The sequence below is a fragment of the Variovorax paradoxus genome (assembly GCF_024734665.1).
Classification (GTDB): Bacteria; Pseudomonadota; Gammaproteobacteria; order Burkholderiales; family Burkholderiaceae_C; genus Variovorax.
Window position 1 is genome coordinate 2930045 of record NZ_CP102931.1, and the last position, 13058, is coordinate 2943102.

At 67.7% G+C, this 13058-nt stretch carries 12 protein-coding genes; 11 read left to right on the plus strand and 1 reads right to left on the minus strand.

Annotated features, from left to right (window positions below):
* The first annotated feature begins 116 nt into the window (after nt 1-116).
* The 11 genes from NWF24_RS13780 to NWF24_RS13830 all read left to right on the plus strand — a co-directional run bounded on the left by NWF24_RS13780 (nt 117) and on the right by NWF24_RS13830 (nt 12367).
* The gene (locus tag NWF24_RS13780; RefSeq protein ID WP_258354629.1) at nt 117-914 is read left to right on the plus strand and encodes an SDR family NAD(P)-dependent oxidoreductase; all 798 of its coding nucleotides are present in this window, start codon (nt 117-119) and stop codon (nt 912-914) included.
* 13 nt (nt 915-927) lie between these two features.
* The gene (locus NWF24_RS13785) at nt 928-1788 is read left to right on the plus strand and encodes a CmcJ/NvfI family oxidoreductase (protein ID WP_258354630.1); all 861 of its coding nucleotides are present in this window, start codon (nt 928-930) and stop codon (nt 1786-1788) included.
* Between the two features lie 128 nt (nt 1789-1916).
* Entirely contained in the window at nt 1917-3140 is a 1224-nt protein-coding gene (locus NWF24_RS13790; RefSeq protein ID WP_258354631.1) for a multidrug effflux MFS transporter, read from the plus strand.
* Nucleotides 3140-4612, plus strand: coding sequence for an MFS transporter (locus tag NWF24_RS13795; protein WP_258354632.1), 1473 nt, complete (start codon nt 3140-3142; stop codon nt 4610-4612). Before NWF24_RS13790 ends, NWF24_RS13795 begins: the two co-directional genes overlap by 1 nt.
* A 20-nt stretch (nt 4613-4632) precedes the next feature.
* Nucleotides 4633-5277 carry a paraquat-inducible protein A gene (locus tag NWF24_RS13800; protein WP_258354633.1) on the plus strand — a complete coding sequence of 215 codons (645 nt, stop codon included), beginning with the start codon at nt 4633-4635 and terminating at the stop codon, nt 5275-5277.
* The gene (locus NWF24_RS13805) at nt 5274-5996 is read left to right on the plus strand and encodes a paraquat-inducible protein A (RefSeq protein WP_258354634.1); all 723 of its coding nucleotides are present in this window, start codon (nt 5274-5276) and stop codon (nt 5994-5996) included. Before NWF24_RS13800 ends, NWF24_RS13805 begins: the two co-directional genes overlap by 4 nt.
* On the plus strand, nt 5993-7642 hold the full coding sequence (locus NWF24_RS13810) for a PqiB family protein (RefSeq protein WP_258354635.1): 1650 nt from the start codon (nt 5993-5995) through the stop codon (nt 7640-7642). The genes NWF24_RS13805 and NWF24_RS13810 overlap by 4 nt, the downstream gene beginning before the upstream one ends.
* The gene (locus tag NWF24_RS13815; protein ID WP_258354636.1) at nt 7639-8274 is read left to right on the plus strand and encodes a PqiC family protein; all 636 of its coding nucleotides are present in this window, start codon (nt 7639-7641) and stop codon (nt 8272-8274) included. The genes NWF24_RS13810 and NWF24_RS13815 overlap by 4 nt, the downstream gene beginning before the upstream one ends.
* Before the next feature lie 150 nt (nt 8275-8424).
* A complete protein-coding gene (locus NWF24_RS13820; RefSeq protein ID WP_258354637.1) occupies nt 8425-10029 on the plus strand; it encodes an MFS transporter in 1605 nt (534 codons plus the stop codon).
* A gap of 12 nt (nt 10030-10041) precedes the next feature.
* A complete protein-coding gene (locus tag NWF24_RS13825) occupies nt 10042-11526 on the plus strand; it encodes a flavin-containing monooxygenase (RefSeq protein ID WP_258354638.1) in 1485 nt (494 codons plus the stop codon).
* Nucleotides 11527-11617: 91 nt separating this feature from the next.
* Nucleotides 11618-12367, plus strand: coding sequence for a hypothetical protein (locus NWF24_RS13830; RefSeq protein ID WP_258354639.1), 750 nt, complete (start codon nt 11618-11620; stop codon nt 12365-12367).
* A 22-nt stretch (nt 12368-12389) separates the two neighbouring features.
* Here NWF24_RS13830 and NWF24_RS13835 read toward each other — a convergent pair whose 3' ends face one another.
* Nucleotides 12390-12911, minus strand: a complete 522-nt coding sequence (locus tag NWF24_RS13835) for an HD domain-containing protein (protein ID WP_258354640.1) — start codon at nt 12909-12911, stop codon at nt 12390-12392.
* Nucleotides 12912-13058: the final 147 nt, after the last annotated feature.

The window sequence follows — 13058 nt, forward strand, 5'->3', positions numbered from 1 at the left end:
CAGTGAAGCCCGATGCAACGTCAAGCAGCGCCGCGCACCGACCTGCCGCCGAATAAGGTTATCCCTTTTGCATCGTTCCGAGGCCCGGGGTGCAGGTATAGCCTTCGTGCTCATTCATGACTGTCACCTCCGTCACTCCATCTCCGTCGTCGTCTGGTTCAGGGCCATCGCCCGTTGCATGGATCGCCGGTGTCGGCGCCAGCGCGGGCTTGGGTGCGGCACTTGCGCGGCGTTTCGCGGCCGAAGGTTTCATCGTTGCGCTGACCGGCCGAACGAAGGCCCAACTCGACGCGGTGGCCGGTGAAATCGTTGCGGCCGGCGGCCGGGCTCATGCCTTCGCGGGAGACGTGGCGAGCGAGGCCGAGATGCACGGCATCGCGCAGAAGGCGAGGGCGCTGGGCCCGCTCACGGTGGCCATCTTCAATGCCGCGAGCGCAGTGCGCGCGCCGACGCTGGAGCTCTCGGTCGACCAGTTCACGCAGGCCTGGCGCACCAGCGCGCTGGGCGGGTTCATCTTCGGGCACGAGGCGCTGCGCGGGCTGCTGGCCAATTCCTTCGAGGCGGCTGGAGCACACGCACGCGGCACCTTGCTGTTCACCGGCGCCACCGCGGCGCTGCGCGGCAAACCGCCGTTCGCGGCCTTCGCCGCAGCCAAGGCTGCGTTGCGTTCTTTGAGCCAGAGCCTGGCGCGCGAATTCGGCCCGCAGGGCATTCACGTGGCGCATGTGGTGATCGATGGCGGCATCGACGGCGAGCGCCTGCGCAACAACGCGCCGCAGCGCGTGGAACAAGCCGGCGACGACGGCCTGTTGCAGCTCGAAGCCATCGCCGAAAGTTACTGGCAGCTGCATGTGCAGCACCGCAGCGCATGGACGCAGGAACTCGACCTGCGGCCGTTCAAGGAACCGTTTTGAGGAGTCACGCCACATGAGCGTCGGATCGAATGGACAGATGCTTGCCGCCACGCTGCCCTCGGTGGAGGCAGAGCTCAACTACCTGAAGGCGGGCCAGGGGCGGCCCGTGAGCTACACCTTCGAGCCACCGCCCGGCACGCCCTGGGTAACGGGCGAACTGGAGCCGCGCCGCGTGACGATTCGCGACGGCCGCCCGCTGGTGGCGCTGAACGAGCTGACGCTCGACCGCAGCGGCTTCACGCAGATTTCGCATCGCAGCGTGCTCGCCGATTTCTCGCACGACGCCGCGATCCGCGACATCTACTACCGCGAGGCCGAGGCCCTGCTGCGCGACGTGACGGGTGCCGAGAAGATCGTGGTGTTCGACCACACGCTGCGCGACAGCGCACAAGGCTCGCGCCGCACGGCCGAGCTGCGCGAGCCGGTGCGCCGCGTGCACAACGACCAGACTTTCGTCTCCGCGCCGCGCCGGGTGCATGCCCACCTGCCGCCCGAAGAAGCCGAGGAGCGCCTGAAGCACCGCTTCGCAATCATCAACCTGTGGCGTCCGCTGGCTACGGTGGAGCGCCTGCCGCTCGCGTTGTGCGATGCGCGCTCCATCTCGCCCAATGACTTGGTGCCCAGCGACCTGGTCTACCCCGACAAGGTGGGCGAGACCTATTCGTTCACCTGGAACCCGGAGCACCGCTGGTACTGGTTCCCGCGGATGCGGCCCGACGAGGCCCTGCTGCTGAAGATCTACGACTCGCGCGAAGACGGTGTGGCACGCTACACCGCGCACACCGCGTTCGAAGACCCGACCGGTTCGCGCGAGGCGCCGCCACGACGCAGCATCGAACTGCGCGCGCTGGTGTTCTGGCCGGCTGGCAAATAAGTTGAAACTGTTCTTCCGAACAAAGTTCTACAACCTCTCGCCCACCCGATTCTTTACCCTGAATTAGCACCACCCGGGCGCTGACCCCACGCCTGCACCGATCGCCGCCCTTGGCGACAATCGGTTCAATGCGTTCTTCCCCTTTCTTCAAGATGGCCCTGCTGCTGGGCCTGCTCTCGGCCATCGGGCCTTTCGCCATCGACATGTACCTGCCGGCGCTGCCGGCCATCGGACAGAGCCTGCACGCCGACATTGGCGCGGTGCAGATGAGCCTCACGGCGTTCTTTCTGTCGCTTGGTGCGGGCCAGTTGTTGTACGGCCCGATCTCCGACATGGTGGGCCGCAAGCCGCCGCTGTATGCGGGGCTGCTGCTGTTCGCGCTCGCCAGCGTGGGCTGCGCGATGGCGACCGACATCCAGACGCTGATCGTGCTGCGCTTCGTCCAGGGCCTGGGCGCCGCGGCCGGCATGGCGATTCCGCGTGCCGTGGTGCGCGACCTGCATACGGGCACCGATGCCGCGCGGCTGATGTCGCTGCTGATGCTGGTGTTCAGCGTGTCGCCGATCCTTGCGCCGCTTGCGGGCAGTGCGGTAATCGCGGTTGCCGGATGGCGCGGCGTGTTCTGGGCCGTGACCATCGCGGCCGTGGCGGGCCTGGCAATGATGGTCAAGCTGCTCGATGAAACGCGCCCGGCCTCGGAGCGCGTCGAAAGCAGCCTCGGCAGCGCGCTGTCGGCCTACTGGCTGCTGCTGCGCGACAAGCATTACCTCGGGCTGGTGTTCATCGGCAGCTTCGCGATGGCGGGCTTCTTCACCTACCTGGCGAATTCGTCGTTCGTGATGATCGACCACTACGGCCTGTCGCCCGCGCTCTACAGCGTGGCCTTCGGCGTGAACGCGGCGGCCTTCATTGCGGCCTCGCAGTTCACCGGCTCGCTGGGCGAGCGCTACGGGCTGGTCAACCTCGTCAAGTTCGGCGTGGTGTGCTGCGGCGTGGCGATGGTCGCGATGTTCGTCTACTTCGCGATGGGCGGCGACAACATCTGGGTGCTCATCGTCCTGTACTTCATCGCCTCGGGCTTCATGGGCCTGGTGATTCCGACCACAGGTGTGCTCGCGCTCGAGATGCACGGCGCCATCGCCGGCACGGCCTCGGCGCTGCTGGGCACGCTGCAGATGCTGACGGGCGCACTGGCAATGGCGGTGGTGGGCCTCTTCACCGACGGCCGGCCGCTGCCGATGGTGGCTGGCATGGCCGGCGGTGCACTCATCGCGCTGGTGCTGACCTGGCTCACGCTGGGCGGCGTGCGCTCCGAGCCCACTGAAAAGACAGGAAGGGCGCAGCAAGCCTGATGAACACGGTACACGCTGGCGCCGGGCTCCCGGTGACCGAAGAAAACGGTAGCGGCAACAACGCAGCCCACAAGCCCATCGACGGGCTGGCCCAGCCCGAGCGCGGCTGGGCGATGCTGGTCATCATCCTCGGGCTGATCGTGGCGGTGCTCGACGGCACCATCGTCAACCTGGCGCTGCCGGGCATCGCCCGCGAGCTGCAGGCCAGCCCGTCGCAGGCGATCTGGGTGGTCAACGCGTATCAGATCGCCACGCTGGTGATGCTGCTGCCACTGGCTTCGCTGGGCGATCTCGTGGGCTACCGGCGCGTGTACCTGGTGGGGATGGCGGTGTTCACGCTGTCGTCGCTGGCAGCCACCTTTGCCAATTCGCTCGGCACACTGATCGCGGCGCGCGCCTTCCAGGGGCTGGGTGCCGCCGGCATCATGAGCGTGAACGCGGCGCTGGTGCGGTTGACGTATCCGTCGGCGCAACTGGGCAAGGGCATGGCCATCAACTCGCTGGTGGTCGCGACTTCTTCGGTGGCCGGGCCTTCGGTGGCTGCGGCCATCCTGTCGGTGGCCTCGTGGCCCTGGCTCTTTGCCATCAACGTGCCGCTGGGCCTTGTCACTTTCGCGCTGGGCATGAAGGCGCTGCCGTTCAACCGCGTGGCGCCGGCGGCCGGGCTGCGGTTTTCGCCCATCGACGTGGCGCTGAACGTGCTGATGTTCTCGCTGGTGTTCCTGGGCGTCGACCGGCTCGGCGTGCGCGAAGGAGCGGTACAGGGCGCCACGGGTTCACACGCTTCGGCCTGGGGCATCCTGCTGGCGGGCTTGATCGTCGGTTTCATCTATCTGCAACGTCAGCGCAAGCAGGCTGTGCCGTTGTTCCCCATCGACCTGCTGCGCATTCCGGTGTTCGCACTGTCGATGGGTACTTCGGTCGCCGCGTTCTGCGCGCAGATGCTGGCCTACATCGCGCTGCCTTTCCTGTTGCTCGACGTGTATGGGCGCAGCCACATCGAGGCCGGGCTGCTGATCACGGCGTGGCCGCTGGCCATCGTGGTGATGGCGCCCATAGCGGGAAGGCTGATCGGACGCTACCCCGACGGGCTGCTGGGCGGCATTGGACTGGGCCTGCTGGCAACGGGGCTGGCGCTGCTGGCGGCGCTGCCGGCAAACCCGGGCGATGCCGACATCGCCTGGCGCATGGCGCTGTGCGGGCTGGGCTTCGGGCTGTTCCAGTCGCCCAACAACCACACCATCGTGACTTCGCCGCCGGCGCACCGCAGCGGTGCGGCCAGCGGCATGCTCGGCACGGCGCGGCTGACCGGGCAGACGCTGGGGGCGGTGGTGCTGGCGGGCGTCTTCAGCGTCTGGAGCCCGCACGGAGGCCACGGCCCCGTGGTGGCGCTGGTGCTGGCGGCCAGCTGTGCCGCGGTGGCGGCGGTTTTCAGCACGCTGCGGCTCAAGACGACAAGTCCTGGCGGCTGAATGAGTTAGGGTACTCACCTATGAAGGAAGTACCTGACACCGTGGTCTGCCCGGGGTGCGATGCGGTCTACAGCCGTGCGCCCCTGCATCCCCGCGACGTGGCGCACTGTCCGCGCTGCGGCACAGAGCTCGGCCGGCACCCCGGCCAGCAGGAGCGCCGCATCCTTCCGCTGACGGTGGCCTGCCTGATCATGTTCGCCATCGCGAACCTGTTTCCCATCGTCGAGATCGAGCTCCAGGGCCTGCGCAGCCAGACCACGCTGGCCGGTGCGGTGGTGGCGCTTGGCGCCGAGGGCATGTCGCTGGTGGCGCTGCTGGTGCTGGCCACGACCATTCTTTTTCCCTTTCTGCAGCTGTGCATCCTGGCTTACCTGCTGATTCCGCTGAGCCGCGAGCACCGGCCCGTGGGTTTCGCGCTGCTGGTGCGGGCCATGCAGTCGCTGCGGCCCTGGGGAATGATCGAAGTGTTCCTGCTCGGGGTGCTGGTGGCCATCGTCAAGCTGTCGAGCATGGCGAGCGTGGTGCCGGGGCCGGCGCTGTGGGCCTTCATGGCGCTGACGGTCATGCTGACGGCGGTGCTGTCGTTCAACCCGGGCGCGTTCTGGGAAATGACTTTCCGCCCGAAGGGCGAACCCAAGGCTGAAGAAGACGGGGCGTCGGCATGAAGCTGCCTGCCTTCCTCGAGCGGCAAGAACACCACGACGAAGACGCGCCGGTTCTCACCGCCGCCTCGCTAGGCCTCATGGCCTGCCCGCATTGCGCCGCCGTCTGGAAAGACGCCGAGGAGGGCGACGCCTGCGGCCGCTGCGGCACGCACCTGCACACGCGCAAGCGGCAGAGCCTGAACCGCACATGGGCCTTCCTGATAGCGGCCTGCATGATGTATATACCGGCCAACCTGCTGCCGGTGATGATCACGCGCACGCTGTTCGGCGCGCAGTACGACACCATCCTGAGCGGGGTGATCTATTTCTGGGTGTCGGGCGCCTACGGGCTGGCGGCCATCGTCTTCATTGCGAGCTTCCTGGTGCCGCTGTTCAAGCTGGCGGTGCTTTTTTTGCTCGTGGTGCTGGCGCAGCGCGGCAGCACCTGGCGCCGGCGGGAGCGGGCCAAGCTGTATCACATCATCGAAGTGATCGGCCGCTGGTCGATGCTCGACGTGTTCGTGGTGTCGCTGCTGACCGGGCTGGTGCAGATCCAGGGCTTCGCGGTCATCACCGCGGGCGTGGGCATCGCGGCCTTCGGATCGGTGGTGGTGCTGACCATGCTGGCCTCGCTGAGCTTCGACCCGAAACTCACGTGGGACAGCAAGGAGGCGCAGGCCACCCTGCAGGAGAACGAAGTTGCGCAGGGACATGAAAACAGGGACGAGAAACCAGCATGAGTGAAGAAGACCAACCCCAGGACAAACCGGCGTCGTCCGCCCAGCCCCCGCTGCCAAAGCCGCGCGTGGTGCGCCGGCGCGAGTGGTTGCCCTCGCTGATCTGGCTGATTCCCATCGTGGCCGCGCTGGTCGGCATCACGCTGGTGGCCCGCATCCTGCTGGAGCGCGGCCCCGAAGTGGTGCTGACCTTCAAGACCGCCGAGGGTCTGGAGGCCGGCAAGACCGCCGTCAAGTACAAGGACGTGCAGATCGGTCTCGTCACTCACCTGCGGCTGGCGCGCGACCGCTCGCACGTGCGCGTGCTGGTGCAGTTCAACAAGGAGGCAGAGAGCTTCACCGCCTCGGACTCGCGCTTCTGGGTGGTTCGGCCACGGCTCGACACCTCGGGCATCTCGGGCCTCAACACCTTGCTGTCGGGTGCCTACATCGGCGCCGACGCGGGCGTGTCGAAGGACACCGCGGGCGAATTCACCGGGCTCGAAACCCCGCCCATCGTCACGCGCGACGACTCGGGCAAGCAATTTCTGCTGCGCGCCAACGACGTGGGCTCACTCGACGTGGGTTCGCCGGTGTACTTCCGGCGCGTCAAGGTCGGGCAAGTGGCCGCCTACGAACTCGACGGCGACGGGCGCGGCGTGACCATGCGCGTCTTCGTCAACTCGCCCTACGACAAGTTCGTGGGCATGAACACGCGCTTCTGGCAGGCCAGCGGCATCGACGCGCAGCTGAGCGCCAGCGGCTTCACGCTGCGCACGCAGTCGCTGGCGACCATCCTGCTCGGCGGCATCGCGTTCCAGGCGCCCGACGACGCGATGGGCCCGGTCGCCAAGGAGAACGCCGCCTTCACGCTGGCGCAGGACGAAGCCGCCGCCATGAAGGAGCCCGATGGGCCTTCGCAAACCCTGCTGATGTACTTCAACCAGTCGCTGCGCGGCCTGACGCCGGGTGCGCCAGTGGACTTCCGCGGCGTGGTGATCGGCGAGGTCAAGTCGATCGGCGTGGAGTTCGACCGCGCCGAGCGCGAGTTCCGCATGCCGGTGCTGGTGCAGGTCTACCCTGATCGCTTGCGCCGCCGCGCCGGCGAGAGCGGCGTTGAATCTCGCGCTACCCAGCAGGAGCGGCTGCGCTTCCTGACCGAGAAGGGCTTGCGCGCCCAGTTGCGCAGCGGCAACCTGCTGACCGGCCAGGTTTACGTGGCGCTCGACTTCTTCCCGAAGGCGCCGCCAGCAAAGATCGACCTGAGCAAGAACCCGATCGAGCTGCCCACCGTGGCCAACAGCCTCGACGAGATCCAGTCGCAGGTGCAGGAGATAGCGACCAAGCTCAACAAGGTGCCGTACGAGCAGATCGCGGGCGACCTGCGCACCACGCTCGCCACGCTCAACAAGACGCTGACGGCCACCGAGCAGACGGTGACCCGCATCAACAACGACGTCACGCCCGAGCTGGCCGCGGCCATGAAGGACGTGCGCAAGACCGTGAACAGTGCCGAGCGCACGCTGGCCGACGATTCGCCGCTGCAGCAGGACATGCGCCAGACGCTGCAGGAGCTGACGCGCGCCGCTGGCTCTGTGCGCGTGTTGACCGATTACCTCGAACGCCACCCCGAGTCGCTGCTGCGCGGCAAACCGGACGACAAGAAATGAAGAAGAACCACCACCTCGCATTCGTGGCGGCGGCAGCGCTGGCCGTGCTTGCAGCAGGCTGCGCAAGCAAGCCCGACAACTACTACACGCTGGCGAGCCCGGTGGCCGCCGCCGAAGCCGCGCCTTCAACGCTCGGCAGTGCCGCGCCGCTCTACATCGAACTCGCGCCCGTGGCCGTGCCTGAGCGCTTCGCGCGGCCGCAGATGGTGGTGCGGCAGCCCAACGGCAGCGTGCAGGTCGAGGTGCTGGAGCAGCACCGCTGGGCCGCGTCGTTCGAGAACGAGCTGCGCGATGCGCTGGCCACCGGCATCGCCGGACGACTGGGCGCGCTCGATGTGACCAAGGGCGGCCGGCAGAGCTCGCAGCCAGTGTGGCGCATCGCGGTGCAGCTGCAGCAGTTCGACGCGGTCGACGGCGGGCGTGTCGATGCGAGCTTCAACTGGACGCTGCGGCGCTCAGACGAAGCGCGCACAGTGGTGTGCCAGCTGAACCTCGGCGAGGCCGTGGGCAGCGGAATGGATGCGGTGGCGCAAGGGGCGCAGCGCGTGACCTCGGCGGCTGCCGCGGCGATGGCGCGCAGCGTGAGTGCGGCGCGTGCGAATCCCGCCGCGACCAACTGCACGACGACCTGATTCTTTCTCCCTCCCCCTCTGGGGGAGGGCAGGGGTGGGGGCACGGCAGCGCTCGAGGAAGCAGGCGTATCGTGCGGGGGCAGCCCCCATCCCAACCTTCCCCCAGAGGGGGAAGGAGCAAGACCGGAATCCCATAAGAAGGAGACCCCCATGGCACAGATCGGCAAGGCGCCCAGCGACCACACGCTGATCCTGCATGGCGCCCGTGCGGAAGAGGGGGCCTGTCCCGAAGCCTCCAAGCCCTGGGTGCTGGCCGCAGCCATCGTGGGTTCGAGCATGGCTTTCATCGACGGCACGGTGGTCAACGTGGCGCTGCCGGCCATCCAGGCCGACCTGCAGGCCACGGCCTTCCAGGCGCAATGGGTGGTCGAGTCTTATGCCTTGCTGCTGGCGGCGCTGCTGCTCGTAGGCGGCGCGCTCGGCGATCACTATGGACGGCGGCGCATCTTCGCGATCGGCGTCGGCATCTTCGCCTTGTCGTCCGTAGCCTGCGGGTTCGCGGCCAATGTGCAGCAGCTCATTGCCGCGCGCGCGGTGCAGGGCATCGGCGGCGCGCTGCTGGTGCCGGGCAGCCTCGCGCTCATCAGCGCGGCCTTTCCCGAGAAAGAGCGCGGCAAGGCCATCGGCACGTGGTCGGGCTTCAGCGGCATCACCGCGGCGGTGGGGCCGGTGCTGGGCGGCTTCCTGGTCGATCATTTCTCGTGGACCTGGGCTTTTCTCATCAACGTGCCGATGGCGATGCTGGTGCTGTGGATCGTCTGGCGCCACGTGCCCGAAAGCCGCGGCGCATCGGCCAGCGGCGGGCTGGACGTGTGGGGCGCGCTGCTGGCGACGGCCGGGCTTGGCGGCATCGTCTATGCCTTCATCGAGGCGCCGACGCAAGGTTGGGGTTCGCCGGCCGTGCTCGCGGCGCTGGTCATCGGCGTGCTGGGCAGCGTGGGCTTCATCGCAGTCGAGCGCAAGGTGCGCACACCGATGCTGCCGCTGGGGCTGCTGCGCATCGGCAACTTCAGCGGGGCCAATCTGCTGACGCTGCTGCTCTATGCGGCGCTGGGCGGCGGGCTGTATTTCTTTCCGCTCAACCTGATCCAGGTGCAGGGCTACTCGGCCACGGTGGCGGGCGCGGCGCTGCTGCCGTTCATCTTCATCATGTTCGCGCTCTCGGGCTGGGCCGGGCAACTGGTCGACCGTTTCGGGCCGCGCATGCCGCTGGTCATCGGGCCGTCGATTGCGGCGGTGGGCTTTGCGCTGTTCGCGCTACCGGGCGTGGGGGCGAGTTACTGGAGCGGCTTTCTGCCGGCCGCGGTGGTGCTGGGCTTCGGCATGACGGTGACGGTGGCGCCGCTGACGACCACGGTCATGAATGCGGTTGGGCCCGACCTGGCGGGCGTGGCCTCGGGCGTGAACAACGCCGTGTCGCGCGCGGCGGCGGTGTTGGCGATTGCCGTGTTCGGCGCGATCATGGCCTGGGCCTTCGACGCGGCGCTGGCGAACAACCTGCGCGAGATGGGCGCCTCGGCGCAGGTGTCGGCTTTTCTAGAAGGCGAGCGCAGCAAGCTGGCCGGCGCGGCGCTGCCGCCGGGCGTGGATGCCGCCACGGCGGTGGCCGTCAAGCGGGCCGTGGCCGAATCCTTCGTCGCGGGCTTTCGCTGGGTGATGCTGCTGAGCGCCGGGCTGGCCGTGCTGAGTGCGGCGAGCGCGTGGCTGATGATCCGGGGCACTCCCGCCGCAGGAGGTCCGGTCGGCAAGGGCTAAGGAGACAAGTCGATGCAGGAAGAAGAGCGACAGCAGGTGCAGCACGTCGATGTCCTGATCGTCGGCGCCGGCCTCTCGGGCATCGGCGCTGGCTACCACCTGCAAGCGAACTGCCCGGGCCGAAGCTACGCCGTCCTCGAAGGGCGAGAACGCAGCGGCGGCACCTGGGACCTGTTCCGCTATCCGGGCGTGCGCTCGGATTCCGACATGTACACGCTGGGCTATTCGTTCCGCCCGTGGACGCAGGCGAAGTCCATTGCCGATGGGCCCACGATCCTGAACTACCTGCGCGAGACGGCGGCGCAGCATGGCATCGACCGAAAGATCCGCTTCAACCATCGCGTTGTGCGCGCCTCCTGGTCGACGGCCGATGCGTGCTGGAGCGTCGATGTCGAGCACGGCCCCGAGCGTCTTCCACTACGCATGCGCTGCAACTTCTTATTCCTGTGCAGCGGCTACTACAGGTACGAAGCCGGCTACACGCCCGAGTTCGCGGGCATTGGCGACTACACGGGCCGCGTCGTCCATCCGCAGCACTGGCCCGAAGACCTCGACTGCAGCGGCAAGCGGGTGGTCGTGATCGGCAGCGGCGCAACCGCGATGACGCTGGTGCCGGCCTTGGCGAAGACGGCCGCGCATGTCGTGCTGCTGCAGCGCTCGCCCACCTACGTTGTCGCGCGGCCGGCGCAAGACCCCATCGCGCACGGGCTGCGGCGCTTTCTACCGGACAAGCTGGCCTATGGCCTCACGCGCTGGAAGAACGTGCTGCTGGCCATGTACTTCTTCCGCCTCGCGCGGCGCAAGCCGGACCGCGCGAAGCGGATGATTCTTGGCGGCGTGCGGCAGGCTCTCGGCCCCGACTACGACATCGCCACGCACTTCACGCCGCGCTACAACCCGTGGGACCAGCGCATCTGCCTCGTGCCCGACGGCGACCTGTTCGCGGCCATCCGGGCCGGGCGCGCCTCAATGGTCACGGACCGGGTCGACGCCTTCACGTCGGGCGGCATCCGGCTGAAGTCGGGCGCTGAGTTGGGGGCCGACGTGGTCGTCACCGCCACCGGCCTCGAACTGCAGGTGCTCGGCGGAGTGCAGATCGACGTGGACGGCCATCGCGTGGACCCGGCCGCGACCTTCAACTACAAGGGAATGATGTTCAGCGACGTGCCCAACCTGGCCTCGTCGTTCGGCTACACGAACGCCTCATGGACGCTCAAGAGCGACCTGACCTGCGCATACGTCTGCCGGCTGCTCAATCACATGGAGAAGCATGGCTGCACCCAATGCACGCCGCGCAACACCGACCCCGCATTGGCGCCCGAGCCCTGGCTCGATTTCTCGTCGGGCTATGTGCAGCGCGCGGTGGGCAGGTTTCCGAAGCAGGGTTCGCGCGCGCCGTGGCGGGTGTATCAGAACTACGCGCGCGACCTTGTCAGCCTGCGCTTTGGGGCGGTGGATGACGGGGTGATGGAGTTCTCGAACCCTCGCCGCGCCTAGACGATTGCGTGCGCAAGCAATCCTCTTTCCAGGGGATGCGGCGGAAAGACCTGCTTCCTAGAATGAAGCACACCAAGGAGAGGGAACCGTCATGAAGCAACGAACCGGATGGGTCATGGTGCTGGCGTGCGGCATCGGCGTCTTTGCATCGGGCGCGGCAGCAGCGCAGGCGGAGTATGCGATTCGCTGGGATCCATCTCAGGGCGGCCCCAAGACCGCGGCAGAGGCACTCGCTCGGTTGGCGCCGGGCGACAACGACATCGAAACGGACCTCTTCAGGGTGCGCTACGCCAGCGAGGTGAAGGCGCCCACGGGCGTTGTCGGTGCAAGGGCCATCCTTCGCGAGCGGGAGCGCACGAGCAAGGCGCGCCACGAGCTGACCTACAAGCTGCGCAGCGACTCGCCGCTGCCTCCGGCGCCCAGCTTTGCCGGCGCGCAGTGCCCGGCGGGTCCGCTGGTCGGTCCGAAGGACGAGACAAAAGACGAAATCGACGTGTCGTTCACTGGCGCGGCTGATCCGGTGCGCGCGTTTTCGCGCAGTTGCACCGTGCAATCGACGAGCGCGCCGCCGCCAGTCCCCGCAGCACTGCAAGCCCGCTTCGCGGCTTGCGAAAGCACGACGACACGGCTCGGGCTCAAGCAGCGGGGAAATCTCAGGGTCGAGGAATGGCGCCTGCCGGGAGGGCGCATCGCCATCGAGGCCTCGCGCACAGGCCCCGACACCCCGAAGGCGCTGAAAGCGTTCCGCCGCGAGGTGGTCGAGCCCTTGACCACGGGGAGCAACGCCATCCGGCCGCTGGCGCGCAGCAAGACGGACCTGGGCAGCGATTGCGGCACCTGATGAGCGCGCCGCGCGAGCCTCGCTAGGGCGCGTGCACGGGCGAGAGCAGGGTGTCCAGTTCGCTCCACAGCGGGTCGCATTGCCCCGCCCTGAACGCGGCGGCCCTGAAGGTCGGGTGCTCGCCTTGGTACGTGTCCCAGAGCGTGCGATGCCCGTCCGCCACGCATGCCCGCACATTGGCCAGCCGGTCGGCGGCCTTCACCACCAGCGCAAGTTCTTCGTCGCCCGTCACCTTCGCCAGCGCCGCATAGGTCTTGGCCTTGCGCTCCTTGCGGTTGGCGCCGGGCGCGTCGGTCAGCAGCGCGACGCAGGCCGCCACCAGTTCGCCGAAGCGTGATCGCACATCGGACACCGTGGCCTCGGTGTCCTCGACCACGTCGTGCAGGTAGCCGATGACGCGCGCTTTGTCGCCGTAAGGCCGGAGCAGGGCGACCACGGCGTCCAGGTGGTGCACGTACGGATGCGGGCCGTACTTCTGGTCGCCATGCATTTCGACGGCGTAGGCGCGGGCGGCGTCGGGTGTCGATGAAGTGATGGTGGTCATGCGGCGTCCTGTGGTTTTTCCATTCTGCCTTTTGCTTTGCAGCGCGCGGTCTTTACCTCGTTTACGAAGGAAAACACCTATCGGAAGTGCATTGTCGGCATTCTTGTGTATCGATACAGTAAATCGTTCCACCAAAAACGGGCGCAC

Excerpts from the sequence above, each read along its gene's own strand:
- NWF24_RS13830 (WP_258354639.1), top strand. The coding sequence starts at position 11,618 with ATGAAGCAACGAACCGGATGGGTCATGGTGCTGGCGTGCGGCATCGGC.
- NWF24_RS13785 (WP_258354630.1), top strand. The coding sequence starts at position 928 with ATGAGCGTCGGATCGAATGGACAGATGCTTGCCGCCACGCTGCCCTCG.
- NWF24_RS13805 (WP_258354634.1), top strand. The coding sequence starts at position 5,274 with ATGAAGCTGCCTGCCTTCCTCGAGCGGCAAGAACACCACGACGAAGAC.
- NWF24_RS13795 (WP_258354632.1), top strand. The coding sequence starts at position 3,140 with ATGAACACGGTACACGCTGGCGCCGGGCTCCCGGTGACCGAAGAAAAC.
- NWF24_RS13790 (WP_258354631.1), top strand. The coding sequence starts at position 1,917 with ATGCGTTCTTCCCCTTTCTTCAAGATGGCCCTGCTGCTGGGCCTGCTC.
- NWF24_RS13810 (WP_258354635.1), top strand. The coding sequence starts at position 5,993 with ATGAGTGAAGAAGACCAACCCCAGGACAAACCGGCGTCGTCCGCCCAG.
- NWF24_RS13800 (WP_258354633.1), top strand. The coding sequence starts at position 4,633 with ATGAAGGAAGTACCTGACACCGTGGTCTGCCCGGGGTGCGATGCGGTC.
- NWF24_RS13815 (WP_258354636.1), top strand. The coding sequence starts at position 7,639 with ATGAAGAAGAACCACCACCTCGCATTCGTGGCGGCGGCAGCGCTGGCC.
- NWF24_RS13835 (WP_258354640.1), bottom strand. The coding sequence starts at position 12,911 with ATGACCACCATCACTTCATCGACACCCGACGCCGCCCGCGCCTACGCC.
- NWF24_RS13820 (WP_258354637.1), top strand. The coding sequence starts at position 8,425 with ATGGCACAGATCGGCAAGGCGCCCAGCGACCACACGCTGATCCTGCAT.
- NWF24_RS13825 (WP_258354638.1), top strand. The coding sequence starts at position 10,042 with ATGCAGGAAGAAGAGCGACAGCAGGTGCAGCACGTCGATGTCCTGATC.
- NWF24_RS13780 (WP_258354629.1), top strand. The coding sequence starts at position 117 with ATGACTGTCACCTCCGTCACTCCATCTCCGTCGTCGTCTGGTTCAGGG.